At 61.6% G+C, this 26,203-nt stretch carries 24 protein-coding genes and 1 pseudogene; 9 read left to right on the top strand and 16 right to left on the bottom strand.

Going from position 1 to position 26,203, the window contains the following annotated elements:
* The first annotated feature begins 38 nt into the window (after positions 1-38).
* Entirely contained in the window at positions 39-920 is an 882-nt protein-coding gene (locus GIW79_RS26860; protein WP_236454971.1) for a DMT family transporter, read from the top strand.
* 2 nt (positions 921-922) lie between these two features.
* Here the strand turns inward: GIW79_RS26860 and GIW79_RS26855 are convergent, their stop codons facing one another.
* Positions 923-1,210, bottom strand: a complete 288-nt coding sequence (locus GIW79_RS26855; RefSeq protein ID WP_236282011.1) for a SelT/SelW/SelH family protein — start codon at positions 1,208-1,210, stop codon at positions 923-925.
* Between the two features lie 83 nt (positions 1,211-1,293).
* Here GIW79_RS26855 and GIW79_RS26850 point away from each other — a divergent pair, with 83 nt between their 5' ends.
* Complete coding sequence (locus GIW79_RS26850; RefSeq protein ID WP_096143469.1) at positions 1,294-3,483, top strand: patatin-like phospholipase family protein; 2,190 nt, start codon at positions 1,294-1,296, stop codon at positions 3,481-3,483.
* Between the two features lie 130 nt (positions 3,484-3,613).
* Here GIW79_RS26850 and GIW79_RS26845 read toward each other — a convergent pair whose 3' ends face one another.
* Together GIW79_RS26845 and recQ are read right to left on the bottom strand one after the other, a co-directional pair.
* Positions 3,614-4,048 (bottom strand): MarR family transcriptional regulator, encoded by a 435-nt coding sequence (locus GIW79_RS26845; RefSeq protein ID WP_003193007.1) that lies wholly within the window; start codon positions 4,046-4,048, stop codon positions 3,614-3,616.
* Between the two features lie 121 nt (positions 4,049-4,169).
* Entirely contained in the window at positions 4,170-6,299 is a 2,130-nt protein-coding gene (gene recQ, locus GIW79_RS26840; protein ID WP_236282015.1) for a DNA helicase RecQ, read from the bottom strand.
* A gap of 276 nt (positions 6,300-6,575) precedes the next feature.
* Between recQ and GIW79_RS26835 the strand changes: the two genes are divergently transcribed.
* The 3 genes from GIW79_RS26835 (at position 6,576) to GIW79_RS26825 (ending at position 11,157) form a co-directional block, all read left to right on the top strand.
* On the top strand, positions 6,576-7,163 hold the full coding sequence (locus GIW79_RS26835; RefSeq protein ID WP_034128344.1) for a UPF0149 family protein: 588 nt from the start codon (positions 6,576-6,578) through the stop codon (positions 7,161-7,163).
* A gap of 20 nt (positions 7,164-7,183) precedes the next feature.
* Positions 7,184-7,567: a YbaN family protein gene (locus GIW79_RS26830; protein ID WP_019818414.1), complete on the top strand. Its 384-nt coding sequence runs from the start codon at positions 7,184-7,186 to the stop codon at positions 7,565-7,567.
* A gap of 119 nt (positions 7,568-7,686) precedes the next feature.
* Positions 7,687-11,157, top strand: a complete 3,471-nt coding sequence (locus tag GIW79_RS26825; RefSeq protein ID WP_236454969.1) for a hybrid sensor histidine kinase/response regulator — start codon at positions 7,687-7,689, stop codon at positions 11,155-11,157.
* A 124-nt stretch (positions 11,158-11,281) separates the two neighbouring features.
* Here GIW79_RS26825 and rmuC read toward each other — a convergent pair whose 3' ends face one another.
* Entirely contained in the window at positions 11,282-12,646 is a 1,365-nt protein-coding gene (rmuC, locus tag GIW79_RS26820) for a DNA recombination protein RmuC (protein ID WP_169918249.1), read from the bottom strand.
* A gap of 175 nt (positions 12,647-12,821) precedes the next feature.
* Positions 12,822-13,145 carry a hypothetical protein gene (locus tag GIW79_RS26815; protein WP_034128342.1) on the bottom strand — a complete coding sequence of 108 codons (324 nt, stop codon included), beginning with the start codon at positions 13,143-13,145 and terminating at the stop codon, positions 12,822-12,824.
* Between the two features lie 457 nt (positions 13,146-13,602).
* Here GIW79_RS26815 and GIW79_RS26810 point away from each other — a divergent pair, with 457 nt between their 5' ends.
* From GIW79_RS26810 to GIW79_RS26795, 4 genes are all read left to right on the top strand, one after another.
* Positions 13,603-13,908, top strand: coding sequence for a hypothetical protein (locus GIW79_RS26810; RefSeq protein ID WP_034128341.1), 306 nt, complete (start codon positions 13,603-13,605; stop codon positions 13,906-13,908).
* Between the two features lie 443 nt (positions 13,909-14,351).
* Positions 14,352-14,576 carry a hypothetical protein gene (locus tag GIW79_RS26805; RefSeq protein WP_034128340.1) on the top strand — a complete coding sequence of 75 codons (225 nt, stop codon included), beginning with the start codon at positions 14,352-14,354 and terminating at the stop codon, positions 14,574-14,576.
* Between the two features lie 278 nt (positions 14,577-14,854).
* Entirely contained in the window at positions 14,855-15,337 is a 483-nt protein-coding gene (locus GIW79_RS26800) for a hypothetical protein (RefSeq protein WP_034128339.1), read from the top strand.
* Positions 15,338-15,482: 145 nt separating this feature from the next.
* Positions 15,483-16,760, top strand: a complete 1,278-nt coding sequence (locus GIW79_RS26795; protein WP_236454966.1) for an OmpP1/FadL family transporter — start codon at positions 15,483-15,485, stop codon at positions 16,758-16,760.
* Positions 16,761-16,824: 64 nt separating this feature from the next.
* On the opposite strand, the gene GIW79_RS26790 is transcribed toward GIW79_RS26795, so the two are convergent.
* The 11 genes and pseudogenes from GIW79_RS26790 to GIW79_RS26740 form a co-directional block, all read right to left on the bottom strand.
* A complete protein-coding gene (locus GIW79_RS26790; protein ID WP_034128338.1) occupies positions 16,825-17,376 on the bottom strand; it encodes a glutathione peroxidase in 552 nt (183 codons plus the stop codon).
* Positions 17,377-17,526: 150 nt separating this feature from the next.
* On the bottom strand, positions 17,527-18,735 hold the full coding sequence (locus GIW79_RS26785) for an MFS transporter (RefSeq protein WP_014719382.1): 1,209 nt from the start codon (positions 18,733-18,735) through the stop codon (positions 17,527-17,529).
* A gap of 54 nt (positions 18,736-18,789) precedes the next feature.
* Entirely contained in the window at positions 18,790-19,194 is a 405-nt protein-coding gene (locus tag GIW79_RS26780) for a MarR family winged helix-turn-helix transcriptional regulator (RefSeq protein WP_034128336.1), read from the bottom strand.
* 42 nt (positions 19,195-19,236) lie between these two features.
* Positions 19,237-19,965, bottom strand: a complete 729-nt coding sequence (locus tag GIW79_RS26775; protein ID WP_054899029.1) for an adenosylcobinamide-GDP ribazoletransferase — start codon at positions 19,963-19,965, stop codon at positions 19,237-19,239.
* Between the two features lie 2 nt (positions 19,966-19,967).
* A complete protein-coding gene (gene cobC / locus GIW79_RS26770) occupies positions 19,968-20,543 on the bottom strand; it encodes an alpha-ribazole phosphatase family protein (RefSeq protein ID WP_236454965.1) in 576 nt (191 codons plus the stop codon).
* Positions 20,540-21,595, bottom strand: a complete 1,056-nt coding sequence (gene cobT, locus GIW79_RS26765) for a nicotinate-nucleotide--dimethylbenzimidazole phosphoribosyltransferase (protein ID WP_236454963.1) — start codon at positions 21,593-21,595, stop codon at positions 20,540-20,542. Before cobT ends, cobC begins: the two co-directional genes overlap by 4 nt.
* A complete protein-coding gene (gene cobU / locus GIW79_RS26760) occupies positions 21,592-22,113 on the bottom strand; it encodes a bifunctional adenosylcobinamide kinase/adenosylcobinamide-phosphate guanylyltransferase (RefSeq protein WP_034128332.1) in 522 nt (173 codons plus the stop codon). Before cobU ends, cobT begins: the two co-directional genes overlap by 4 nt.
* A 545-nt stretch (positions 22,114-22,658) precedes the next feature.
* Positions 22,659-24,110, bottom strand: coding sequence for a cobyric acid synthase (locus GIW79_RS26755; protein WP_236454961.1), 1,452 nt, complete (start codon positions 24,108-24,110; stop codon positions 22,659-22,661).
* Positions 24,107-25,096: a threonine-phosphate decarboxylase CobD gene (cobD, locus tag GIW79_RS26750; RefSeq protein WP_034128330.1), complete on the bottom strand. Its 990-nt coding sequence runs from the start codon at positions 25,094-25,096 to the stop codon at positions 24,107-24,109. The genes GIW79_RS26755 and cobD overlap by 4 nt, the downstream gene beginning before the upstream one ends.
* Complete coding sequence (cbiB, locus tag GIW79_RS26745; RefSeq protein WP_236454959.1) at positions 25,089-25,997, bottom strand: adenosylcobinamide-phosphate synthase CbiB; 909 nt, start codon at positions 25,995-25,997, stop codon at positions 25,089-25,091. The genes cobD and cbiB overlap by 8 nt, the downstream gene beginning before the upstream one ends.
* Positions 25,994-26,203 (bottom strand): annotated as a pseudogene (locus tag GIW79_RS26740) (5,6-dimethylbenzimidazole synthase); the annotation flags it as partial. The gene cbiB and the pseudogene GIW79_RS26740, both read right to left, overlap by 4 nt.

Here is a 26,203-nt window from a genome sequence, read left to right as displayed (position 1 = left end):
CTGCGAGGCTGTCACCCCCTGTTGGATCAAGGATCGCAATGACTCCCCGCTCAGCCCTCGGCGCCCTGCATATCGGCGCATTGATGTTTGGCCTCACCGGCGTGTTCGGCAAGCTGGCGGCGGCCTCCCCCGCCATCATCGTATTTGGCCGGGCGGCGTTTGCCGTGCTGGCGCTGGCGGTCTTTGCGCGCTTTGCCAGCAACGCTCCCTGGAAAAAACTGGAGATGCGTGACTGGCGCCGGCTGCTGGTCAGCGGCGCGTTGTTGGCTGCCCATTGGGTGACGTTCTTTATCGCCGTCAAAGTCGCCGGCGTGGCCGTGGCGACCTTGGGGTTCACCGCCTTTCCGGCTTTTACGGTGATCCTTGAGGGGCTGATTTTCCGCGAGCGTATTCGGGCCAATGAAGTGCTGCTGGTGGTGCTGGTCACCGTTGGCCTGGTGCTTGTCACCCCGGATTTCAATCTCGCCAGCGAAGCCACGGGCGGCCTGCTGTGGGGCATCGCCTCGGGCCTGTTGTTCTCGTTGTTGTCGCTGAACAATCGCGCCAGTTCCGGGCGCATTCCAGCGGTACAGGCCGCGCTGTGCCAGAACGTCGTGGTCGCCGCGTGCCTGCTGCCCGTGGCCGCGCCGGGGTTGGCGGATGTGCGAGGGATAGATTGGCTGTGGATCGGGCTGCTGGGGGTGTTTTGTACCGGCCTGGCCCATAGCCTGTTTGTCGCCAGCCTCGCCGTAATCAAGGCGCGCACCGCTTCGGTGGTGTTTGCCATGGAGCCCGTCTACGGCATCACCGTGGCCTGGCTGCTGTTTGCCGAAACCCCGACCCTGCGCATGCTGCTGGGCGGCGCCTTGATCATCGTCGCCATCGTGCTCTCCGGCCTGATGGGCAGCGCCAGCCAGGCCAAGCAACCGGCGCCGGCCTGACTTCAGACGGTACGGTCGTTATGCCCGAGGTCGCGCTGCGGGTCGATCTGGTCGCGCACTCGCTGCTTGAGCACCTTGGCCTCGGGAAAACCGCCATCGGCCTTGCGCTCCCAAATCTGCACGCCATCGCAGGTAATGCGAAAGGCCCCGCCGGTGGCCGGTTCCAGTGCCACGCGCCCCAAGTCATCGGCAAAGGTGCTGAGTAGCTCCTGGGCCAGCCACGCGGCGCGCAGCAACCACTGGCACTGGGTGCAATAGCTGATAACGATCTCGGGTTTGCATGCAGACATCATTAAGCGGCTCCTGGCGTAACAGGCTCAGCGAATCGGGTGGCTATAATAGCGGCCTTTGTCGCCCAGCCACGAGATTGATGATGCGCCGCCTGCTGTCTTGCCTGTTCCTGTGCCTTGTCCCCCTACTTGCCGACGCGGTAGAAGCCCCCCGCCCGAAAATCGGCCTGGTGCTGTCCGGCGGGGCTGCCCGTGGCCTGGCGCATATCGGTGTGCTCAAGGCGCTTGAAGAGCAAGGTATTCATATCGATGCGATTGCCGGCACCAGCATGGGCGCGGTGATTGGCGGGTTGTACGCGTCAGGCTACAAGATCGACGAGCTGGAGAAGTTGGCGCTGGGTATCGACTGGCAGCAGGCCCTGTCCGACGCGCCACCACGTGAAGACGTACCGTTTCGGCGCAAACAGGATGACCGGGATTTCCTGGTCAAACAAAAACTCAGTTTCCGCGACGATGGCAGCCTCGGCCTGCCGCTGGGCGTGATCCAGGGCCAGAACCTGGCACTGCTGTTGGAAAGCATGTTCGCCCACAGCAGCAACACACGTAATTTCGACAAGCTGCCGATCCCATTCCGCGCCGTGGCCACCGACATCACCACCGGCGAAAAAGTGGTGTTCAGCAAAGGCCACCTGCCCCAGGTGATACGCGCCAGCATGTCGATCCCCGCGGTGTTCGCCCCGGTGGAGCTGGATGGCCGCCTGCTGGTAGATGGCGGCATGACCGACAACATTCCGTTGGATGTGGCGCGGGAGATGGGCGTCGATATCGCCATCGTGGTCGACATCGGCACCCCGCTACGCTCGCGCAAGCAATTGGCAACCGTGGTGGATGTGCTCAACCAGTCCATCACCCTGATGACCCGGCGCAACTCCGAAGAGCAGCTCAAGGCCCTGAACCCCAAGGATGTGTTGATCCAACCACCGCTGGCCGCTTATGGCGTCACCGACTTTGGCCGCGCCAAGGACATGATCGACGCTGGCTACCGCGCCACCCGTGCCCTCGACGTACGCCTGGCACACCTGCGCCCTGCCGAACCCATCGACGCCGACCTGATAGCCGCGCGCACGCCGGGCGAACGCACCCCGGTGATCACCGCGATCCAGGTGGAGAACGACTCCAAGGTCAGCGATGACGTTATCCGCTACTACATTCGCCAGGGCCTGGGAGAACCTTTGAATCTGGGCCGCCTGCAATCGGACATGGGCACTCTGTACGGCCTGGATTACTTCGAGCAGGTGCAATACCGCGTAGTGAAAAAGGGCCAGGACAACACCCTAGTGATCAGCGCACGCGGCAAGCGCAGCGGCACCGACTACCTGCGACTGGGCTTGAACCTCTCGGATGACATGCGCGGTGATAGCGCCTTCAACCTCGGCGCCAGTTACCGTGTGAACGGCATCAACCGCCTCGGCGCGGAATGGCTCACACGGGTGCAGATTGGTGATCGGCAGGAGCTCTACAGCGAGTTCTACCAGCCCATGGACACCGGCTCACGCTACTTTGTGGCCCCCTATATCAGGGCCGAGGCACAGAATGTCGAGCTGATCCTGGACAACGACCCCATCTCCGAATACCGCCTGGAACGCTATGGCTTTGGTTTGAATGTGGGCCGGCAGATCGGCAACAGCGGCGAGATCCGCTTTGGCGTGGGCGAAGCCTGGGGCAAGGCGGACGTGCGCATTGGCGACCGCGACCTGCCGAGCGTGAGCTTCAGCGAAGGCTTCTATGAACTCAAATATTCCTTCGACTCCCTGGACAACGTGTACTTCCCCCACAGCGGCGAAGACATCGGCCTGGCCTTTCGCGAGTTCGAACCCGGCCTGGGCTCCGACCAGCGCTACCGCCAGTGGGAATTCAAGCTGGACAAGGCCATGAGCCACGGGCCGGACACCTTGATACTGGGCGGTCGTTACGGTCGCACACTGGATAATTCGGATGTGGTGATTTCCAGCTTCCTGCTGGGGGGCGCACGGCAATTGTCGGGCTTCCGCCAGGATGCGATTTCGGGACAGAACATCAGCCTCATGCGCGCGGTGTACTTCCGCAGGCTCACCCCCCGTTCTTACCTGCCGCTGGACTTCCCGTTGTACCTGGGTGCATCCCTGGAACGGGGCCGGGCGTGGAACAACGATAACGAGTTCGACAGCGGCTATATCAACGCCGCGAGTATTTTCCTGGGGTTTGATACACCACTGGGGCCGCTGAATTTCAGCTATGGGTTCAATGATGATAATCAGAAGGCGGTGTACTTGAACCTGGGCCAGACGTTCTAGGAAAGGATTGCCAAGGACTTTTGTAGGAACGAGCTTGCTCGCGAAAAACCCACAGACGCCGCGTTTATTCAGGAAGCCCGCGTTATCGTTGGCGTTTTTCGCGAGCAAGCTCGCTCCTACATTTTGCAGATCAGGACTTTTCCAGGTTCGCCAGGATGTGCTCATGCACCCGCATGCACACCCGCAGGTCTTCTTCATTCACGCCCACGAACAATTCATGGCGCAACGCCGTGGCAATGGTTTCGATCTGGTCGATCAACGGTTGGGCGGTGTCGCACAGCAGGATACGTTTGGCACGACGGTCTTCTACCACGGCTTGGCGTTGCACCAGGCCCTGGCCTTCGAGGCTGTCGAGCAGACGAGCCAGGGTAGGCCCTTCCACGCCGACACTTTGGGCCAATTCACGCTGGGTGGGTGCTTCGACAAAACGGGCCAGGTGCAGCAGCACCAACCAGCGCGCCTGGGACAAGCCCAGCCCCGCCAGGCGGCGGTCCAGTTCGGCGCGCCAACCTCGCGACATTTGCGCCAACTGCATGCCAAAACGGTGTTGATCGGTTAACGGCATAAAAAACTCGTGTTTAAGACTGAAAATAAAGTATGGCTAATTATTAGTCAGCTAAGCATGAGCCCTGCCCATAGGCAAGGCCCGCTATGTACTGATTCGTTACATTGTCGTAATTGGCACACTAAATTTCGAATTCAGACTGCAAAGCGGCACGCACGCAGTACAAAACGCCTTCCGGAACACGCCCGGTAAACAACGGCGCAATTTCGGTGACAGCTGGCAATTCGCCTTCTCCATCGAGAAAGGCGTCCTGGATTTCACCGAGCAAATCCTCAGGTAAATCAAGGGCCTGCTCCAGGGACAATTGCTGCTTGCCGATGGCTTCGGCAAGCAAGGTGTACACGTTTTTTTCCGAGCATTGCAGTTGGCCTGCGATCTGGATCGGGGTCATGCCGGCACGGGCCAGGCTGATCAGTTCGTGGCGAATATCGGCGATTTCCTTCGGCGCTTCGGCCTGACCGCCGAGCACTTCCAGGAAGGCCTGGCCGTAGCGCTCCAGTTTACGCGCGCCCACACCGCTGACCCGGGCCATCTCGGCCATGGTGGTGGGCTGCTCGCGGAGCATCTCCAGCAGGGTGGAGTCGGGGAAGATAACGTAGGGTGGCACGCTGTGCTCCTGCGCCAGTTTGCGCCGCAGGGTGCGCAAGGCTTCCCATTGTTCGCGCTCTTCACCCCGCACCAGTTGGCTGGCCTGGCTGGTGCTGCTGCTTTTGGCGGTGGTCTGCGGCTTGAGGTCACGGCGCAGTTCCAGGCTCACTTCGCCCTTGAGCAACGGCCGGCAACTGTCATTCAGCCGCAGCCCGCCGTAGCCTTCGATATCGATGTCGACAAGCCCACGGGCAACCATCTGGCGAAACAGCGAACGCCACTCACCTTCGGCGCGAGCTTTACCGACACCGTACACCGAGAGTTTTTCGTGGCCGAAGCTGCGGATTTTTTCGTTGTCCTTGCCCAGCAGAACATCCACCAGATGGCCCACGCCATAACGCTGGCCGGTGCGATAGATCGTCGACAACGCCTGGCGCGCCGGTTCGGTGGCGTCCCAGGTTTGCACGCCGTCGATGCAGTTATCGCAGTGGCCGCAGGGCTCAGGCATGTCTTCGTCAAAATACGCCAGCAGGGTCTGGCGGCGGCAGCGGGTCTCTTCGCACAACGAAAGCATGGCATCGAGCTTGTGCTGCTCCAGGCGCTTGTGGCGCTCGTCGCCCTCGGAGTTCTGCAGCATCTGCTTGAGCATCACCACGTCTTGCAGGCCGTAGACCATCCAGGCATCCGCCGGCAGGCCATCGCGGCCGGCACGCCCGGTTTCCTGGTAATAGGCCTCAAGGGACTTGGGCAGATCCATGTGCGCCACGAAACGCACGTTGGATTTGTCGATGCCCATGCCAAAGGCAATGGTCGCCACCATGATCAGGCCTTCCTCGTTCAGGAAGCGTTTCTGGTGCCCTGATCGCGTTTCATTGGGCAGGCCGGCATGGTAAGGCAGCGCCGGGTAGCCTTGTTCACAGAGGAACGCCGCGACCTCGTCGACTTTCTTGCGCGACAGGCAATACACGATGCCCGCGTCACTGCGCCGCTCGGACAGGAACGCCAGCAACTGCTTGCGCGGCTGCTCCTTGGGCACGATGCGGTAGAAAATATTGGGCCGGTCAAAACTCGACAGGAAGCGCTCGGCGTTCTGCAAATGCAGGCGCTCGACGATCTCTTCGCGGGTGCGCTTGTCGGCGGTGGCGGTCAGGGCGATACGCGGCACATCGGGAAACAGTTCTGCCAATTGGCCAAGCTGCAGGTATTCGCGGCGGAAATCGTGGCCCCATTGCGACACACAGTGGGCTTCGTCGATGGCGAACAGAGCGATCTCAAGGCTCTGCAAAAAGGCCAGCATGCGTGGCTGCACCAGGCGCTCCGGCGCAAGGTAAAGCATTTTCACCTCGCCCCGCTTGATGCGTGCAGCCAGGTCGCGCTGCTGCTCGGCGCTGAGGGTGGAGTTCAACGACGCGGCGGCGACACCGAGTTCTTCAAGGGTGGCGACCTGGTCGTCCATCAACGCGATCAGCGGCGACACCACCACGGCCAGGCCATTGCGCAACAGCGCCGGCACCTGGAAGCACAGCGACTTGCCGCCACCGGTAGGCATCAGCACCAGGGCATCGCCGCCACTGGCCACGCGCTCAATGATCGCACCCTGGCGGCCACGAAAACTGTCGTAGCCGAAGATGTCCTTGAGGACGCGTTGAGCCTGCTCGAGCATGTAAAACTCCAAAATGGTGCCGAAATCCCTCAATACAGGCTGGCCGAAAATATCCGCGCTCACGAAAAATAATCCGTAAGCGAAGTTTTCCCGGATTGGCGCTGGGCCTGCAGGGGCATCACAAAACGCGGCAGTATACCCGAGCGTTATCCACCAAAGGGCGCGACTGACGAATAGACGCACCAGGCTAAAACCGGGCAAATATGCCGTGCGGCTGGCCTGGGCGCTCAAGAAAGCCTAGAATTCAGCATCGTTTATTCCCAAGGTAGCCCTTCAATGTCCTTCGCTGAGCAACTAACCCGCCTGCAAGCCTTCCTCGACGCCGATGAGCTGCATGACGAGGCGCTGGACTACGTGGCCGCCCACGGCTACCTGACCGCCCTGTCGATCTGCTCCGACCCCGTCCCGGACCGTGAATGGATCGACGCGCTGTTCGCTGAAGAGCCTCATTACAGCGACGCCGCCCATCGCGAAGAAATCGAATCCACCCTGATCGCCCTCAAGGCCCACATCGCGCGCCAACTGGCCTCCGACGAAGAGTTCGAGCTGCCGTGCGAGCTGGACCTGGGCGACGATCCGGATGACTCCGACCTGCGCGGCTGGTGCATCGGTTTCATGGAAGGCGTATTTCTGCGCGAAGCCGCCTGGTTCGAAACCGCCGAAGAGGAAGTCAGCGAAATGCTGCTGCCGATCATGGTCGGTTCGGGCCTGTTCGAAGAGGAGGCAGAGTTCTCCGACATCGCCGCCGACGCCAACCTGATGGACGACATGATCGTGCAGATCCCGGAAGCCCTGACCGCGCTGTACCTGCTGTGCAACGCGCCTGACGAAAAACCGGCGATCCTCAAGCCACGTCACCACTGAGTCGCTTGCCCGTGGAACCCATGGGCAACCGTCCACTGCTCCTGCGCTATGCGCTGCTGGCCATCGGCTGGCTAAGCGTAGCGCTGGGAGTCATCGGTATTTTCCTGCCGGTACTGCCGACCACACCCTTCCTGCTACTCGCCGCCGCCTGCTTCGCTCGCAGCTCCCCGCGCTTCTACCACTGGCTGGTGGAACACCCGCGCCTGGGGCCCTGGGTGCGCGATTACCTGGACGGCAATGGCATCCCGCTCAAAGGCAAGGTCTACGCCATCGGCTTGATGTGGCTGAGCATCTCGATTTCCTGCTACCTGGTACCACTGCCATGGGCACGGGGCTTTATGCTGACCAGTGCGGTGCTGGTGACGATCTACATCCTGCGCCAGAAAACCCTGCCGCCACGCTGAGCGCCGCCTGCGACATTCGATCCCACACGACCTTGGTCGACACTGACTAACACCAGGCATCATGCGAGACTGTCCAACCGGGCCTGGAATGCCCGGGTGTTCTTATGCTCGGAGTTACCATGACGCTGTCCAGCGGGCTGATCGCCGCCGTTGCCCTGGCCTATATGGCCACTATGTTTGCCATCGCCTTTTACGGTGACCGCCGCCATGCGCCGCTGCCGCCGTGCGTGCGTGCCTGGGTGTATAGCCTGTCGCTGGCGGTGTACTGCACCAGTTGGACCTTCTTCGGCGCCGTAGGCCAAGCGGCCGAACAGCTGTGGGCATTCTTGCCGATCTACCTGGGACCTGTGCTGTTGCTGGTGCTGGCACCCTGGGTGCTGCAAAAGATGATCCTGATCAGCAAGCAGGAAAACATCACCTCAATCGCCGACTTTATCGCCGCCCGCTACGGCAAATCCCAGTCCCTGGCGGTGGTGGTGGCGTTGATCTGCCTGGTCGGCGTGCTGCCCTATATCGCGCTGCAGCTCAAAGGCATCGTGCTGGGCGTGAACCTGCTGATCGGCGCCGGCCCCGACACCACCGGCACCCGCGCCCAGGACACGGCCTTGATTGTGTCGCTGGTATTGGCGCTGTTTACCATCGTGTTCGGTACACGCAACCTCGACGCCACCGAACACCACCGCGGCATGGTGCTGGCGATTGCCTTTGAGTCGCTGGTCAAGCTGTTCGCTTTTCTCGCCGTCGGTGCGTTTGTCACCTACGGCTTGTACGACGGTTTCGGCGATCTGTTCAGCCAGGCCATGCTCGCCCCGCGCCTTGAGGAATACTGGAAAGAGACCATCAACTGGCCTTCGATGGTGGTACAGACCGGCGTCGCCATGATGGCGATCATCTGCCTGCCGCGACAATTTCATGTGACGGTGGTGGAGAACATCGACCCCCAGGATTTGCGCCTGGCCAAGTGGGTGTTCCCGGCTTATTTGATCCTCGCGGCACTGTTTGTGGTGCCCATCGCCCTGGGCGGCAAGATGCTGTTGCCCAGCTCGGTGCTGCCGGACTCCTATGTGATCAGCCTGCCAATGGCCGAGGCCCATCCTGCCCTCGCCGTGCTGGCATTCATTGGCGGTGCATCGGCGGCCACTGGCATGGTCATCGTAGCGAGCATCGCCTTGTCGACCATGGTTTCCAACGACATGCTGCTGCCCTGGCTGTTGCGCCGATCCAGCGCCGAGCGGCCATTCGAAGTCTTCCGTCACTGGATGCTGTCGGTTCGCCGGGTGAGCATTGTGATCATCCTGCTGCTGGCGTACGTGAGCTACCGCTTGCTGGGCTCCACCGCCAGCCTGGCGACCATCGGCCAGATCGCTTTTGCCGCTGTGACCCAACTGGCCCCGGCGATGCTCGGCGCCCTCTATTGGAAGCAGGCCAACCGGCGTGGCGTGTTTGCCGGTTTGGCCGCCGGTACTTTCCTGTGGTTCTACACGCTGGTCTTGCCAGTGACCGCGAAAAGTCTGGGCTGGTCGCTCAGCCTTTTCCCCGGCCTGACCTGGATGCATTCCCACCCGTTCGGGCTGTCGGTCACCTCGCTGACCCTGGGCACCGTGTTCTCCCTGGCAGGTAACTTCACCCTCTTCGTGTGGGTGTCGATGCTGTCGCGCACACGGGTTTCCGAGCACTGGCAGGCAGGCCGTTTTATCGGCCAGGAAATCAGCCAGCGTGCGAGTGCGCGCTCCATGCTGTCGGTGCAGATCAGCGACCTGCTCAGCCTGGCGGCACGCTTCGTCGGGGAAGAACGGGCCCAGCAGAGTTTTATTCGCTTCGCCTATCGCCAGGGCAAAGGCTTCAACCCCAACCAGAATGCCGATAACGATTGGATCGCCCACACCGAACGCTTGCTGGCCGGCGTACTCGGGGCCTCCTCGACGCGGGCGGTGGTGAAAGCGGCAATTGAAGGGCGGGAAATGCAGCTGGAGGACGTGGTCCGTATCGCAGACGAAGCCTCGGAAGTGCTGCAGTTCAACCGCGCTCTGTTGCAAGGTGCCATTGAGAACATCACCCAGGGCATCAGCGTGGTGGACCAGTCGCTCAAGCTAGTGGCCTGGAACCGGCGCTACCTGGAACTGTTCAACTACCCGGACGGCTTGATCAGCGTCGGCCGGCCGATTGCAGACATCATTCGATACAACGCCGAGCGCGGCCTGTGTGGCCCTGGTGAAGCGCAGGTGCACGTGGCGCGTCGCCTGCACTGGATGCGCCAGGGGCGTGCGCACACCTCCGAGCGCCTGTTCCCCAACGGCCGGGTGATCGAGTTGATCGGCAACCCGATGCCCGGCGGCGGGTTTGTCATGAGCTTCACCGACATCACCGCGTTCCGCGAAGCCGAACAAGCGCTGACCGAGGCCAACGAGGGCCTGGAGCAGCGGGTGACCGAGCGCACCCATGAACTGTCGCAACTGAACGTGGCCCTCACCGACGCCAAGGGCGTGGCCGAATCCGCCAGCCAGTCGAAGACGCGGTTCCTGGCGGCCGTGAGCCATGACCTGATGCAACCGCTGAACGCTGCGCGGTTGTTTTCCGCCGCCCTCTCGCACCAGACCGATGGCCTGTCCGGCGAGGCACGGCAGTTGGTGCAGCATCTGGATAGCTCACTGCGCTCGGCCGAAGACCTGATCAGCGATTTGCTGGACATTTCGCGCCTGGAAAACGGCAAGATCAACCCACAACGCCAGCCCTTTGTTCTCAACGAGCTGTTCGACACCCTGGGAGCAGAATTCAAGGCGCTGGCCCAGGAGCAACACTTGCGCTTCCGCTGGCGCGGCAGCCGTTTGCGAGTGGACAGCGACATCAAGCTGCTGCGGCGGATTTTGCAGAACTTTCTGACCAATGCATTCCGTTATGCCGACGGCCCGGTGCTGCTGGGCGTACGTCGTCGCAAGGGCGAACTCTGCCTGGAGGTCTGGGATCGCGGGCCTGGTATTGCGCCCGATAAACAAAAGGTGATCTTCGAAGAATTCAAGCGCCTGGACAGTCACCAGACCCGTGCCGAAAAGGGCCTGGGGCTGGGCCTGGCGATTGCCGACGGCCTGTGCCGCGTGCTGGGCCATCGCCTGAGCGTGCGCTCCTGGCCGGGCAAAGGCAGCGTCTTCAGCGTGTGCGTGCCGCTGGCCCGTAACCAGACCAGCGTGCAACCCAAGGCGCCCGCAGAAACCGGCCTGCCCTTGAGTGGCGCACGCGTGCTGTGTGTGGATAACGAAGACAGCATCCTGATCGGCATGCGCAGCCTGCTCACGCGCTGGGGCTGTGAAGTCTGGACGGCCGCCAATCAGGCCGAATGCGCGGCATTGCTGGCCGAGGGCATCCGCCCGCAACTGGCGTTGGTGGATTACCACCTGGACCACGGCGAAACCGGTACCGAGTTGATGGGCTGGCTGCGTGCGCAACTGGCCGAGCCGATTCCCGGCGTAGTGATCAGTGCCGATGGGCGACCGGAGATGGTGGCCGAGGTGCATGGGGCGGGGTTGGATTACTTGGCCAAGCCGGTGAAGCCGGCGGCGTTGCGGGCGCTATTGAGCAGACATTTGCCCCTGTAACGGGGTTGTATTCGATCTATTTGTGGGAGCGGGCTTGCTCGCGAAAGCGGTGTGTCAGTTTTAGATGTGTTGACTGACACTATGCTTTCGCGAGCAAGCCCGTTCCTACAATTTAGCCCCGTATTTATTCCGGGAGATGCGCCACGCCATCCGAATCGGTCATCGCCCGCTCCAGCAGATCCGCCGGCAAGCTCTTGCTGGCGCGGGCACCGAGCAACCTGAGTTGCTCGGTACGGCTGACCAGGTTCCCACGCCCATCCGTCAGCTTGTTGCGCGCCGCGCTGTAGGCCTTGTCCAACTGTTGTAGCCGGTTGCCCACTTCGTCCAGGTCCTGGATAAACAGCACGAACTTGTCATACAGCCAACCGGCACGCTCGGCAATTTCCCGTGCGTTCTGGCTCTGGCGCTCCTGCTTCCACAGGCTGTCGATCACGCGCAGGGTGGCGAGCAAGGTCGTGGGGCTGACGATTACGATATGGCGGTCGAAGGCTTCCTGGAACAGGTTGGGCTCGGCCTGCAATGCCGCAGAAAAGGCAGCCTCGATCGGTACGAACAGCAGGACGAAATCCAGGCTGTGCAAACCCTCCAGGCGCTTGTAGTCCTTGCCGGCCAAGCCTTTGACGTGATTACGCAAGGACAGCACGTGTTGCTTCAAGGCGGCCTGGCCAATCACCTCGTCATCCGCCGCAACGTACTGTTGATAGGCGGTCAAGCTGACCTTGGAGTCGACCACCACCTGCTTGTCGCCCGGCAACATGATCAGCACGTCGGGCTGGAAACGCTCGCCATCCGGGCCTTTGAGGCTGACCTGGGTCTGGTACTCACGGCCCTTCTCCAGGCCCGCGTGCTCCAGCACCCGTTCAAGAATCAGCTCACCCCAGTTGCCCTGGGTTTTCTGGCCCTTGAGGGCGCGAGTCAGGTTGGTGGCTTCGTCCGACAGACGCAGGTTCAATTGCTGCAGGCGCTCAAGCTCTTTGGCGAGGGAAAAGCGCTCACGGGCTTCGTTCTGATAGCTTTCTTCGACACGCTTCTCGAAGGACTGGATACGTTCCTTGAGCGGGTCCAGAAGTTGGCCCAGCCGCTCCTGACTGGTTTCGGCGAAGCGTTGCTCACGCTCGTCGAAGATCTTGCCGGCCAGCTCGGCAAATTGCGCACGCAGCTCGTCCCGTGAGCCTTGCAGGTCGGTGAGTCGTTGCTGATGACTCTCTTGCTGCTCGCGCAATTCGGCGCTCAGGGCAGCGGCCAAGGCGTCAAGGCGACGCAGTTCGGTTTCCTTGGCGCTGCGGTCGAGGTTCCAGGCGTGCGCGGCATCGCGGGCGTTATCGCGGTCGATCTGCAACAACTCGACTTCACGGCGCAGCGCCGCCAGGTCGGCTTGTTTGGCGGCATTGGCCTGGCTGAGGTCACTGATCTCATCGCGACTGGCGTCCAGTTGCGCGGCGAGCCCTTCCTGGGCCAGTTGCGCGGTTGCCAGGCGTTCTTCCAGCAGCTCCCAACCGGTGGTGCGTGCGGTCAGACGCCGCTGGAGTTGCCAGCACAGCGCCAGTAGCGGCACGGCTGCACCCACAAGACCCAAGGCGATACTGGTCCAGTCAAACACCATAGCCATTTCTGCCATCACCGAAAAAGATCAAGGTTAACCAAGCCTAAGGCCGGAGGACAGCTCAGTCTTCGACCTGGCCCAGTTCGCGCTGGGCGCGACGGTCGCCGGCGCGAGCAGCCGAACGCAACAAATCGTGGCCGATGCGCCGGTCACGGGCATTTCCGCACTCGCGGCACATCAGTTGGCCAAGACGGCTCTGAGCGGCCACCACGCCTTCGCGGGCGGGCTGCTTGAGCAAGCGTCCGGCGAGATGCTTGATATTGGTGCTCTGCCCCAGGCGCGGGCTGTCGAGCAGCCACAATGCGACCTTCAAGGAAAAACGCTTGGGTGCGGTAACAGTTTGGGGCGTGTCGGTAACAGAAGGTGATACTGAGCGAAACTTCATAAAGCACTGTGGGGCAGAACGGAAGGCGCGCCACTCTACTCTTTTTTTCGTACAGGTAAAGCTGAAAAAACCGTGCACGCCCGTCCTAGAGCAAGCGCTCGGGACAATCCACAGAAGCTGTGGATAACTCAGTGGACAACCCCCCTAGAACAGGCGCAAAGCCCCATGGAACGGGGGCCGCAGTCAAACTGACGATTTTTTCACCAATAAAAAAAAGCGAGATTTTTCATTGACTTAAATTTTGATTACAGGCAAATGGGCGCACTTGCACACCAGTGACAGCAGGGTTACACCCTTGGCCACAAATGTGCACAAGTCCCGATCGACTGGTTATATCGGCGGCGTTTTTTGATTCAACACCGGTTAAACATGTTACTGACCGGGCAAACCCGAGGGCTTTTCAAATCCGCCTCGGCTCGCCACACTGCGCCACCGACAATGCAAACCAGTAGGGCCGATGAAAGGAATTCTGTTATTCGCCGGGCTGCTACTGGCCATCTGCGCGACCTCCCTGGGAATCAATGCCGCGCTCCCCTCTCCGGACGGCGCACTGTTCGCCATTGCTATCTTGCTGTCAGCAGCCTTTACCGCCGTGGTCCTGTGCATCGAACTCAGTGACGGAAAGATCAATGACATGCGCGAAGTGATCCACATGATCGAGACCGGCCAGTCCTTGCGATTGACGCTCGCCGCCTATGGGCTGGGGTGCGCCCTGGCCGCGTCCATGACCGTACTGGTCTATCGCGAGTTGCTCGGCGGCTGATCGAAGTTTTTTTGCAATCGGCCTTCCCTTCCCTGTTTCAATCCGTTACTATCCGCGGCGTTAGTACCAAGCTGAAAGTCAATTCTGGTCGAATACGTCCCCTGAACCACATGGGATCGGCCACCTCGATGGTTTCCAGGTATTCCTTGCGACGACACTGCCTTTGAACAAGCAAAGGGTGTCGCGAAGTTCCAATACTCTGACCGAACCAACCTGCAAATTGATCAGGATCTTCACCCCGGGCCCAGAACCTTTGCCCCTGTTGTGTTGCCTGCCCTCCTAAGTACCTACCTGCCAGCCCAAGCGCGCCTAATTCCATAGCGCTTCAAACTGGCTGCTTTGTTCCAGTCGGGTTCTTCGTTTGATCAATGGTGATCAGCGTTACTGGAACGTTTTAACGTTGCACGGTTCTTATCCGTGTCATTTGTAGGAACACCAATAATATGAACGCTCAAATCCACACTCAGGATGCCATTCGCGCCCTCACCAACGCTTTTGCCCCAATGAACTGCCTGATCATGGCTGCTCGCAAAGGCTGCTTCAGCTTCACCCTGGTCAACGAACACGGCATCGCTCGTCACAGCGAACGCCTGTACCCCGATCAATACTCCAGCGCAGAACCGCTGCAGGCCGTGATCGATCGTACCCGTCAGGCACTGACCGCCTGATCGACCCGCGTCGCTGAAACCTCAAAAACCCTGTTTGAACAACAGGGTTTTTTATTGCCTGGAATTTGGCCTTGAGTCCGTGGCGCTAAGTACAAATCGATATAAACGTTATAACCGGTTGCAGAAGATGTTTTAAAAACAGTCCTTTACATCAGGAATATGACACTACACTTCAAGTCAAGCGGCATGATCCGCTTACGACGGGCCTGAGATCCGATTCATTGCTGCCAAGCTCCCCTTCTCAGGCTCGTCCACTCTTTGCAAGGACTGAGGCTCGTATGGGTATTGCCGCCAGTGAATTGTGTCGCTATGTGATCCGGCCGACGCTGATGTACCTCGGCCGTCACAGCTCGACAGCCGAATCCCTGCTGCTGGGCATTGCCGCCAGCCAGTCAGAACTGGGCTCGGCGCTGCATGACCGGCGCGGCCATGGCCTCTACAGCATCACCGAACCACGTCACCGCGCCCTCTGGGATGACTACCTGGCCCTTGACCCGGAACGCGCCAGCCTGGTGCGCGGGCTGGCCAGCCAACATGCGTTCCTCAGCGCGCCTCAGTTGGAGTTGACCGTGAACCTGCGCTACGCCACGGCCATCGCCTGGTTACTGGTGGAACAACAACGCCCTGCCCTTCCCGCACCCGGCGATGTGCTGGCCATGGCGCGTATCTGGAAAGAAATATTCCATCCACAAGGCCGCCTGCGAGATTTCACCCAAGCGTGGCAAACCTGTGTAAGCCCCCTGAAACAGGCAGCTTGCTGACCGGGCAAATTGCAAGATTCGGCAAAAAACGGCAATTTTGGTCGGATTGTCCTACAAAACCGCTCTATCTCCTGCATTACAGCCTATAGCGCGATGTGAAATTTATTGATACTTTCCGCAGCGGTGATCACACGGAGTTCTAATAATGAAAAAAGTAATGCTCAAGACCACACTTAGCCTCGCCGTTGCCATGGCATCCTCCCAATTGTTCGCCAGCGGCTTTGCCCTCAACGAACAGAGCGTCAGCGGGATGGGTACCGGTTTCGCAGGTCGCTCTTCTTCTGCCGATGATGCGAGCACTGTGTTCGGTAACCCTGCCGGTATGGCACGCCTGGAAGGCCAACAGATCACCGGTGGCGTTGCAGCCATTGATGCCTCCACCGATATCAGCAATGTCAGCGGCCGCTCCGCTGGCAGCAACAAAGGCGATATGGTGCCTTTCACTGCCGTGCCTTTCGGTTTCTACACCAATAAGCTCAACGACCAGTGGGCTGTCGGCTTCGGCGTCTATGCGCCGTTCGGCCTGGTAACCGACTACGAAAGCGGCTTCCAGGGCCGTGGCTTTGGCAGCAAGAGCGAAGTGAAAGTCATCACCTTGCAACCGACCGTCAGCTACGCCTTCAACGACCGCGTTTCCGTGGGTTTTGGCCCGACCATCAACCGCATTGCCGGCACCCTGGAATCGGACCTGACGCTGAACCCTCGCGCGCCAGACACCAATATCAAGATCAAGGGTGACGACACCGCGCTGGGCTTCAACATCGGCGTACTGGTCCAAGCCACCGATACCACCCGTGTCGGCCTGACCTACCACTCCAAGGTCAGCTACAAGCTGGACGGCCACACCGAAGTCACCGCACCGACCGCGACCTCGCCGTTCCTGCGCAGCAACCGCTATGACGCCTCGCTGAAAATCGACACACCTGAGTCCTACGACCTGTCCGTCACTCAAGACCTGACCGACGCGTGGAAACTCTATGCCGGTGCAACCTGGACACGCTGGAGCCGCCTGAAAGACATCACCGTCAAGAACGAAGGCGTCAGCGGCGCTAATGGCGGCGCGCTTGCCCCAGGCCTGGTCAGCACAATCAAGGAAGACCAGAACTGGCACGACACCTGGGCCTACGCCGTGGGTACTTCGTACCAGCTCACCAAGCAAGTGGTACTGCGTACCGGCCTGACATTCGACCAGTCGCCTACCAACAACACGGATCGCTCACCGCGCATCCCGACCGGCGACCGTACTATCTTCAGCCTGGGCCTGGGCTACCAGGTCATGGATAACATGACCATCGACCTGGCCTACTCCTACCTGAAGGAAGAGGACGTCAAGATCTCGCGCTCCAACCAATTGGCCAGCTACAACGCCAAGTATGAAAACAGCGCCAACGGTTTCGGCTTGGGCATGACCTACAAGTTCTAACCGCAGTCGTATAAAAAAGCCCCGCTCTCCTGTGAAGGAGGCGGGGCTTTTGTTTGGCTGGCGGTCAGGGTTTGGAAGCCAATGCCTGTTCCACCGCCTTGATCAGCTCCGGACTGTCCGGCTTGGTCAGGCTGGAAAAACTGGCAACCAGATTGCCCTGGCGATCCACTACATACTTGTAGAAGTTCCACTTGGGCGCGGCGTCGGCCTGCTGTGCAAGCACCTTGAACAGGTGCACCGCATCCGGCCCCTTGACCTTCTGCGGCTCGGTCATGGTGAAGGTCACGCCATAGTTCACGTAGCAGACCTTGGCGGTTTCTTCCCCGGTCTTGGCTTCCTGTTTGAAGTCATCGGACGGCACGCCGATCACTTCCAGACCTTCGCCCTTGTAGCGCTGATACAACGCTTCCAGGCCCTTGAATTGCGGGGCAAAGCCGCAGAAGCTCGCCGTGTTGACGATCACCAAGGGTTTGCCAGCGAATTGCTGGCACAGATCGATGGATTCCTTGGCCCGCAGCTTGGGCAACTGGCCCTCCAGCAACGGTGGGCAACTGGCGGCCATCGCCACGCTACCAATAGCCATCAGGACGGGTACAGCGAGCCAGCGCATCTGCATGTCAAAAGTCCTTAAGTCAGTTCAGACCCACAACTTAGCAGATCGCCATGCCCAGTTGCATCAACGCCAGGCCGCCCCGTTGCCAACCCCACCAGGCCAGCAGCAACAACCCCAGCCCCACAGCCAACAGCATAAGACGCGCTGTCATGCTCATGCCGCCTCCATCTGCGCCTGAATGCGCGCCACCGGCCGCTCACGCACCGGCCAATTCAGCGCGGCGGCGAGCAGGCTGAGTAAAATTGCCACCTGCCAGATCAAATCGTAGCTGCCGGTTCGATCATAGACCACCCCGCCCAGCCATCCGCCGAGGAACGAGCCAAGCTGGTGGAACAGGAACACAATCCCGCCGAGCATCGAGAGGTTGCGCACCCCAAACAGGGTCGCGACGGTGCCATTGGTCAGCGGCACCGTGGACAACCACAAAAAGCCCATCGCCATGCCAAACAGATACGCCGTGACTTCGGTGACCGGCGCCCACAGGAACAACACAATCACTACCGCCCGCAACAGATACAAGCCGGTGAGCAGACGTGGCTTGGACATGCGGCCACCGAGCCAACCCGCCGTGTAGGTGCCAAATACGTTGAACAGGCCAATCAAGGCCAGCACCGTGGTGCCCACCGTGGCCGGCAGGTGCTGGTCGACCAGGTACGCCGGCAAGTGCACACCGATAAACACTACTTGGAAACCGCACACAAAAAAGCCGAAGGACAGCAGCCAGAAGCCGGAGTGGGAGCAGGCCTCTTTCAGCGCTTCGCCCAGGGTTTGCTGGCCCACCGTGACCGCCAGCGGCCGGTCCTTGAGCATGGCGACCAGCGGCAGGATCAACGCCACCATCAAGCCCAGCGCCAGCAAGGCGGCCGACCAGCCCAGCCAACCAATCAAGCCGAGGGTGCCGGGCACCATGGCGAACTGGCCGAACGAGCCGGCGGCGCTGGCAATGCCCATGGCCATGCTGCGTTTTTCCGGCGCAACGGCGCGGCCAACCACGCCGAGAATCACCGAGAACGAAGTGCCGGACAGGCCAATGCCAATCAGCAAACCTGCGCTCAACGACAATGACCACGCGGAGTCGGACATGCCCATGAGCACCAGGCCGACGGCGTACAACACCCCGCCGACAAACACCGCCTTGGTCGCGCCGAAACGGTCGGCCAAGGCCCCGGTAAATGGCTGCGCCAAGCCCCAGATCAGATTCTGCAAGGCGATGGCAAAGGCAAAGGTTTCACGCCCCCAACCGAATTCGCTGCTCATCGGCGCCAGGAACAGGCCAAAGCCATGCCGTACGCCCAAGGACAACGCCAGGATCAGCGCACTCCCTAAAAGGACCCAACCACTGGTGCGCCACATCGAGGTCATTTCTTATTCTCCGTTCGCGGGTATATACCCGCTTGTAGTCGAACAAACCGCCATTCAGGCGAGTTCATCCAGCAAGGCCAACAACATTTCGCGCTTTTCGGCGCCGAGCTTATCAATCAATTTCTGTTGCGCCGCTTCCCAAGCCGGTAACGCGGCAGTCAGCCGCTCTTGCCCTGTGGCAGTCAACACCACCAGGCGGTTGCGCAAATCGTCACCCTCCACCAACTGCACCAGCCCCTCACCTTCCAGGACGCGCAGGTTGCGCCCCAGGGTGCTGCGATCCAGGCCCATGGCGTCCGCCAGGCTGGAAATGCTCGGCTGGTCGAGACGCTGCAGGTTGCACAACAGAGAATACTGGGCAACGTTGATCCCGAAGCCGTCGAGAGCGCCGTCGTAGTGCCTGCTGACGCCACGGGCAGCGCGTCGCAGGTTGGTGCATAAACATTGGGAGGCAAGCATAGAGCGTGTATATACCCGGAGTTAATCAATTGCAAGAAAGCGTTACAACGCCAGCCCGACCAGCACCGCGGCTTCAAGCAGCTCCAGCAGTGCGCCAGCAGTGTCGCCGGTGGTACCGCCCAGACGCTTGACCATCAACTGGCGCAGCCACACGAAACACAGTGCCGCCAGCAACACCGCGATGCCGCCGCTGAAACCGCCGATCAGAATGCAGGCCAACCCGCTGAGGATCAGCACCTGTTGGCCGACAATTCGCGGCAGATGGTCTGACAGTGCCTGACCCAATCCGCCCGCCCGCACATAGCGCGTGCTGAGAAACAGCGCCAGCATCGAAGCGCGTCCGATCAGGGGCGCCAGGATCAACGCGGCGCCATTGTGTTGTTCGATCAATGCCACCAGCGCGCTGAACTTGAGTAGCAGCACCAAGCCCAGGGTGACCACCGCAATCGGGCCGCTGCGCGGGTCTTTCATGATGCTGAGGGTGCGCTCGCGGTCGCCAAAACCACCCAGCCAAGCATCGGCGCTGTCGGCCAGGCCGTCCAGGTGCAGGCCACCGCTGAGCAACACCCAGGCTGTGAGCAGCAACGCGGCGTGCAACAGCAACGGGGCGCCCTGCAACACCTGGTTGAGGCCCCATAACAGCACGCCGAACAGCAACCCAACCAGCGGATAAAACAACAACGAACGGCCCAGTTCTTGAGGTTGCGGCATGCCCGGCAAGCGAATGGGCAGGCTGCTGAGAAATTGCAGGGCGATCCAGAACGGCAGCATCGTCAGAGTCCTTCCTTCAACACACCATCGGCTTCAACCTGCAGGCCGAACAAGGCACCGTGACCCACTTCAACATTCAGCAGTTGCTCACGGGGCAACCCTCGCGCCTGAGCCAGCAGCAGGCGCATCACACCGCCATGACTGACCAACAGCACCCGCTGGCCCGCGTACGCCTGATGCAGCCGGGCGACAGCGCCAAGCACGCGCTCGGAAAACTGGATGACAGGCTCACCCTCCGGCGGCGTGAAGCCATAGGGGTTGGCCCAGAACAAGCCCAGCCCTTCGGCATCGGTATCCATCAACGCGGCCGCACTCTGCCCTTCCCAGGCGCCGAAGTGAAGCTCCTGCAAGTCAGGCTCCAGACTCACCGGCAAATCAAGTTGCGTCCCCAGCTCCCGGGCGAACAGAGCGCAGCGTTGCAGCGGCGAGCTGATCAGCCGATCCCAGGGCTCTTGCCCCACCACTGCGTCGCGCATCTGCTGCCAGCCGTTGGCGGTCAGCGCATCGTCCAGGCTGCCACGCAGGCCGCCGCCCAGCTCGGTTTCGCCGTGGCGCAGCAGGTCCAGGCGCAAGGTCATGCGGGGCGATCCGCCACGGCGGCTTCGGCGAAGGTCGCCATCTGCCCGTGCAGCGCGCATGCCAGACGCAACAAGGGCACCGCCAACGCCGCGCCGCTGCCTTCGCCCAGCCGCAGGCCCAGTTCCAGCAACGGTTGCGCATCGAGGCTGTGCAGCACATGGCGATGACCCGGCTCGGCACCCCGATGGCCGAACACCAGCCATTCGCGGCATGCCGGGTTCAAGCGCACCGCCACCAGCGCGGCCACGCTGCAGATGAACCCATCCACCAGCACCACGATGCCTTCCTGGGCGCAGGCCAGGTAGGCGCCAACCAAGGCAGCAATTTCAAAACCGCCGAGATTGAACAGGGTTTGCAACGCATCGCTGCGCTGACCGGCGTGCAACCCCAGGGCGCGCTCGATGACCGCGACCTTGTGGCTGACCCCTGCGGCATTCAAACCGGTGCCAGGGCCTGTGAGGTCAGTGACCTGGCAATCCAGCAATGCGCAGGCCAAGGCACTGGCGGCAGTGGTGTTACCGATGCCCATCTCGCCGCCGATAAACAGCTGCGCGCCGCCTGCCAGGGCGCGGTGTGCGCTGTCTCGCCCGGCTTGCAGGGCCAGTTGCCCCTGAGACTGGGTCATCGCCGGGCCATGCACGAAATTGGCCGTGCCCGCACCGATATTCAGGTGACGAACGCCGGGCAAATCCAGGGACGGCGTGACCGTCCCAAGGTCAACCACTTCCAATTGCGCTTGCAGTTGCCGCGCCAACACACTGATTGCCGCACCACCGGTGACAAAGTTTTGCAGCATCTGCCCGGTCACCGCCTGGGGAAATGCCGACACGCCTTCAGCGACCACGCCGTGATCGCCGGCAAAAATCGCGATCCACAGGTGATCCACCGACGGTTTGACCTGGCCCTGCAAACCCGCCAACTGCACCGCCAGCGCCTCCAACTGACCGAGGGAGCCAGCGGGCTTGGTCAACTGCTGCTGACGCGCCAGCGCCTGTTCGTGGGCTGTGGCATTCACCGCCTTGCAGGGGTTGAGCCACCAGGAATCGGTCATAACGCAGTACCTTTCAAAGTCAGGGGCAGGCCGGCAACCGTCAGCACAACGCGCTGACATTGCTCGGCCAAGGCTTGATGCAGCCAACCGGCTTCATCCACATAACGGCGAGTCAATTCGCCCAGCGGCACGACACCCAGACCGGTCTCGTTGCTGACAAAAATGATTTCCCCCGGCAGCGACGCCAGGGTTTGCAACAGTTGATCACGCTCGCACGCAAGGCGCGCCGGGTCTTCGAGCATCAGAAGATTGGTGAGCCATAAGGTCAGGCAATCCACCAGCAGGCAGCGATCAGTGGCGGCGTTTTCCTGTAGCACACGCGCTAGGTCGATGGGCTCTTCAACCAGGCCCCAATGGTCGGGACGACGCTGGCGGTGCAAAGTGACACGCTCGTTCATCTCACCGTCGAGCGGCTGGCTGGTGGCGATATAAATGACGGCAAGCCCGCTCTCTGCGGCAAGCTTTTCGGCCAGGCGGCTCTTGCCCGAACGGGCGCCGCCGAGGATCAATTGATACATGCAAAGGCCTCTGACAAACAATGTGGGAGCGGGTTTGCTCGCCAATTAGGGTGCATCAGTGAATGCACCTATGGCTGACCCACCGCATTCGCGAGCAAGCCCGCTCCCACAGTTAAGTTGTGGCGTGCCAGGTGGACACGAGGCGGTCGCCAGAGCGCTATCGCAGGCAAGCCAGCTCCCACAGGAAACCTGATCGGCTTTTGCGCAGGCTTTTGATTTTGATCTCAGGCGCCCCGTTAAACCACGCTGGCCGAACGCAGGCTTGAATCCGTGGGTAACCCGGCAGGACGCCGGGTTAGCCGCACTGGGCCAGGGATGGCCCATTGCGGCGGCCCACGGATTCAAGCCGGAGAGAGGGCACACCGAGCCTAGGCGAGGTGCCGAGTGGTGGGGCGAGGACCTTTTGGTTACTTTTGGGTCCTTCCAAAAGTGACCCGCTGTAAGAGCGGAACCATAAGTGGTCGTTGCCGCAGCAATGGATATGTACACCGATCCACCGCTATCGCCGGCAAGCCAGCTCCCACAACTGGGTCGTGTGAACACCGTCAGATCCCACATAGCTTGCGCAACAAATCGGTGTCCAAGTGGTGCTCCACCAAGTCCGCCAACCGCTCGATATCGCGCTCGCGCAAGCCGTGATAATCCACCTCTTGCACATCCTGCAACCCGGCCCAACGCAGCAACGCGCTGCACGCAGCCGGGGTCTCGAATAGGCCGTGCAGGTAGGTGCCTAGAATTTGCCCATCAGGGCTCTGCGCGCCATCGCTGCGGCCATCGTCCAGCAGGACCGCAGCGCTTGCCAAGGCAGCGCCGCAGGTCACCCCCGCATGGATTTCATAACCGCTGACGTCGGCATCTTCCAATACCAGACGCCCACGCACATTGCGCAGTTGTTTCTCTTGTTCCAGGGTGGTGCTGAACGCCAGCAACCCAAGGCCGGCACTGGAGCCCGCGAGCCCTTCCAGACCCAGCGGGTCATGGACCTGCTCGCCGAGCATCTGCAAGCCGCCGCAGATCCCCAGTACCTTGCCGCCATAACGCAGATGCCGCGCCACGGCGGTGTCCCAGCCGTTGGCACGCAGATAGGCCAGGTCACTGCGCACGCTTTTCGAGCCCGGCAAGATGATCAGGTCAGCGGCAGGTATCGCCTGGCCCGGCCCGACGAACTGCAAGTCCACCTGGGGGTGCAAGCGCAGCGGGTCGAAGTCGGTATGGTTGCTGATGCGCGGCAGCACCGGCACCACCACCTTGAGCACCTGGGCGGCCTTGTCGATCTGGCGCTGGTCGATGCCGTCTTCCGCCTCCAGGTGCAGGTCCATCACGTAGGGCAGCACGCCTATTACCGGTTTGCCGGTGCGCGCTTCGAGCCAGTCCAGGCCTGGTTGCAGCAACGCGATATCGCCGCGAAAACGGTTGATGATGAAGCCCTTGACCCGCGCCTGCTCACTGGGCGACAGCAGCTCCAGGGTGCCGACCAGATGGGCGAACACGCCGCCGCGGTTGATGTCCGCGATCAACAGCACCGGGCAGTCCACCGCTTCGGCGAAGCCCATGTTGGCGATGTCATTGGCGCGCAGGTTGATCTCGGCCGGTGAGCCCGCGCCTTCGACCATCACCACCGGGTAGGCCTGGCTCAAACGGGTGTGGGAGGCCAGCACCGCTTGCATCGCAATGGCTTTGTAGTCGTGGTAGGCCACGGCATTCATGCTGGTGACAGCACGGCCATGGATGATCACTTGGGAGCCGGTGTCGCTGTTGGGCTTGAGCAACACCGGGTTCATGTCGGTGTGGGGTGCCAGGTTGGCAGCCTGGGCCTGCACCGCCTGGGCACGGCCGATCTCGCCGCCTTCGGCGGTCACCGCGCTGTTGAGCGCCATGTTCTGCGGCTTGAACGGCGCCACCGCGACGCCCTGGCGTACCAGCCAGCGACATAGCGCAGTCACCAGGGTGCTTTTACCGGCGTCGGAGGTGGTGCCCTGCACCATCAACGTGATCATGTGGCGTCCTTATAGGCGGCCAGGGCTTCGTCAAGGCGCAGCCAGTCGGCGTCGGTGCCGGGCAGGCCCAAGCGCACGCTGCTGTTGTGCACAAACAGGCGCAGCAGGATGCCGCGTTGGGCCATGAACTCGTACAGCCGTTCAGCGTGGGGGGTTATCAACCACTGGAACAATGCGCAGCCGCCGTGAGGTTGAAGGCCGCGGCGCTCAAGCAACTCGAACAGACGCTGGCCGGCTGCGATGCAACGACTGCGCTGGCGCGCATGCCCGTCGGTGTCGCGCAGGCACACTTGGCCCAGCACCCGCGTCGGACCACTGACAGCCCAGGGCCCGACCTGTTCGGCCAACAGCTTGAGCAACTTGCGCTCGGCCAGCACAAAGCCCAGGCGCACGCCGGCCAGGCCGAAGAACTTGCCGAATGAGCGCAGCACGATCAAGCCGACCTGATCGGCATGGCTGGCCAGGCTCAAGTCCGGGGTCACGTCAATGAATGCCTCGTCCACCACCAGCCAGCCACCGCGCTGGGCCAGCCGCGCATGCCAGTCCAGCAGGCGTTGCGGGCTCAGGCTCAAGCCGGTGGGGTTGTTGGGGTTGACCACGACCAGCACGTCGAGGCTGTCGAGAAAGAAGTCGACTTCCTGCTCCTGCACTTCACGCACCACATAACCGGCACGGCGCCAGGCTTCGGCGTGCTCGGCGTAACAGGGCGAAAGCACGCCGACCTTACCGGACCGACGCAGGCGCGGCAGCAGTTGAATCGCTGCCTGGGAACCCGGCACCGGCAGCAACGGGCCGGCACCGTAATAATCGCTGGCAGCCTTCTCCAAGCCGTCATCGGTTTCCGGCAAGCGCGCCCAGGCACGCAAGGGAATCTCGGGGATCGGCCACGGCCAGGGCGCCAGGCCGCTGGACAGGTCAAGCCAATCCGCTTCGGCAATGCCGTACTCAATCGCGGCCTTACGCAGCCGACCACCATGTTCAAGCATAGATTTGCGCCCCCACGCACAGGACCAGCAGCCACAGCCATACGCCGCGCTGCACCAGTTGCCAGCCGCGATCAATGGAATCGGCGTCGGCCGGCGGGCCTTCGCCCAATAGCGGGCGCTGATGCACCTCGCCGTGATAAATCGCCGCGCCGCCGAGTTCCACACCCAAGGCTCCGGCCCCTGCCGCCATCACCGGGCCGGCGTTGGGGCTGTCCCAGGTCGGGCCCTGGGTGCGCCAGCATTTGAGCGCCAGGCGGGTTTTACCCAATAGCGCGTAGGTTAAAGCCACCAAGCGCGCAGGAATATAGTTGAGCACATCATCGATCCTGGCGGCTGCCCAGCCGAAGCGCTCAAAGCGCTCATTGCGATAGCCCCACATGGCGTCCAGGGTGTTGCTCAGACGATAGAGCACCACGCCCGGCACACCGGCCACCACAAACCAGAACAACGCGGCGAATACCGCATCGCTGCCGTTCTCCAGCACCGATTCGGTGGCCGCACGCGCGACTTCCGTGTGGTCCAGTTCGCTGGTCTGGCGGCTGACCAGATAACTCACACGTTTACGCGCTTCGTCCAGGTCGTCACTGCGCAGGGCCTGGGCCACCGGCATCACGTGCTCACCCAGGCTGCGCATGCCCAAGGCGCAGTACAGCGCCAGGATCTCCAGCAGCCAGCCGATATAAGGCGCCCACGACAACGCCGTGGCCAACAGGGTCAGCGGCACCACCGCGATAAACCACGCAGTCACACCATGGCTGCGCCAGCCACGCCCGCCAGTATTGAAACGTTGTTCGATACGCCCGGCGAAATTGCCGAACGCCACCAGCGGATGCCAGCGCCTGGGCTCACCCAGCAGCGCATCCAGCGCCACCGCAGCGACACACAGCAAGGCCACACTCATTGACTCACTCCCCACTTGTTTTCATACAGCATGTCACTGAGCGGTCGCGGCTCGGCCCAGCCCTCGAGTTGCAACATCGGTGCCGGGTAAAACTCTGCCACCGGGCCCAGGCACAACACTGCCAGGGGTTTTGCGCCGGGCGGCAAGCCCAGCAGCTCGGCCAGGGCCTGGGGATCGAACAGCGAAACCCAGCCCATGCCCAACCC

Origin of the sequence: Pseudomonas sp. PA-7-1E (assembly GCF_021605325.1) — a bacterium.
Classification (GTDB): domain Bacteria; phylum Pseudomonadota; class Gammaproteobacteria; order Pseudomonadales; family Pseudomonadaceae; genus Aquipseudomonas; species Aquipseudomonas fluorescens_BV.
This window is presented reverse-complemented; position numbering and strand designations above follow the sequence as displayed.

Bases quoted from the DNA above. Each gene is read 5' to 3' on its own strand.
- cobT (WP_236454963.1), bottom strand. From the start codon at position 21,595: ATGACCGATTCCTGGTGGCTCAACCCCTGCAAGGCGGTGAATGCCACA.
- GIW79_RS26805 (WP_034128340.1), top strand. From the start codon at position 14,352: ATGAACGCTCAAATCCACACTCAGGATGCCATTCGCGCCCTCACCAAC.
- GIW79_RS26825 (WP_236454969.1), top strand. From the start codon at position 7,687: ATGACGCTGTCCAGCGGGCTGATCGCCGCCGTTGCCCTGGCCTATATG.
- GIW79_RS26815 (WP_034128342.1), bottom strand. From the start codon at position 13,145: ATGAAGTTTCGCTCAGTATCACCTTCTGTTACCGACACGCCCCAAACT.
- GIW79_RS26835 (WP_034128344.1), top strand. From the start codon at position 6,576: ATGTCCTTCGCTGAGCAACTAACCCGCCTGCAAGCCTTCCTCGACGCC.
- cobD (WP_034128330.1), bottom strand. From the start codon at position 25,096: ATGCTTGAACATGGTGGTCGGCTGCGTAAGGCCGCGATTGAGTACGGC.
- GIW79_RS26790 (WP_034128338.1), bottom strand. From the start codon at position 17,376: ATGCAGATGCGCTGGCTCGCTGTACCCGTCCTGATGGCTATTGGTAGC.
- GIW79_RS26860 (WP_236454971.1), top strand. From the start codon at position 39: ATGACTCCCCGCTCAGCCCTCGGCGCCCTGCATATCGGCGCATTGATG.
- cbiB (WP_236454959.1), bottom strand. From the start codon at position 25,997: ATGAGTGTGGCCTTGCTGTGTGTCGCTGCGGTGGCGCTGGATGCGCTG.
- cobC (WP_236454965.1), bottom strand. From the start codon at position 20,543: ATGACCTTGCGCCTGGACCTGCTGCGCCACGGCGAAACCGAGCTGGGC.
- cobU (WP_034128332.1), bottom strand. From the start codon at position 22,113: ATGTATCAATTGATCCTCGGCGGCGCCCGTTCGGGCAAGAGCCGCCTG.
- GIW79_RS26780 (WP_034128336.1), bottom strand. From the start codon at position 19,194: ATGCTTGCCTCCCAATGTTTATGCACCAACCTGCGACGCGCTGCCCGT.
- GIW79_RS26850 (WP_096143469.1), top strand. From the start codon at position 1,294: ATGCGCCGCCTGCTGTCTTGCCTGTTCCTGTGCCTTGTCCCCCTACTT.
- GIW79_RS26775 (WP_054899029.1), bottom strand. From the start codon at position 19,965: ATGCTGCCGTTCTGGATCGCCCTGCAATTTCTCAGCAGCCTGCCCATT.
- GIW79_RS26810 (WP_034128341.1), top strand. From the start codon at position 13,603: ATGAAAGGAATTCTGTTATTCGCCGGGCTGCTACTGGCCATCTGCGCG.
- recQ (WP_236282015.1), bottom strand. From the start codon at position 6,299: ATGCTCGAGCAGGCTCAACGCGTCCTCAAGGACATCTTCGGCTACGAC.
- GIW79_RS26800 (WP_034128339.1), top strand. From the start codon at position 14,855: ATGGGTATTGCCGCCAGTGAATTGTGTCGCTATGTGATCCGGCCGACG.
- GIW79_RS26855 (WP_236282011.1), bottom strand. From the start codon at position 1,210: ATGTCTGCATGCAAACCCGAGATCGTTATCAGCTATTGCACCCAGTGC.
- GIW79_RS26845 (WP_003193007.1), bottom strand. From the start codon at position 4,048: ATGCCGTTAACCGATCAACACCGTTTTGGCATGCAGTTGGCGCAAATG.
- GIW79_RS26795 (WP_236454966.1), top strand. From the start codon at position 15,483: ATGAAAAAAGTAATGCTCAAGACCACACTTAGCCTCGCCGTTGCCATG.
- GIW79_RS26755 (WP_236454961.1), bottom strand. From the start codon at position 24,110: ATGATCACGTTGATGGTGCAGGGCACCACCTCCGACGCCGGTAAAAGC.
- GIW79_RS26830 (WP_019818414.1), top strand. From the start codon at position 7,184: ATGGGCAACCGTCCACTGCTCCTGCGCTATGCGCTGCTGGCCATCGGC.
- GIW79_RS26785 (WP_014719382.1), bottom strand. From the start codon at position 18,735: ATGACCTCGATGTGGCGCACCAGTGGTTGGGTCCTTTTAGGGAGTGCG.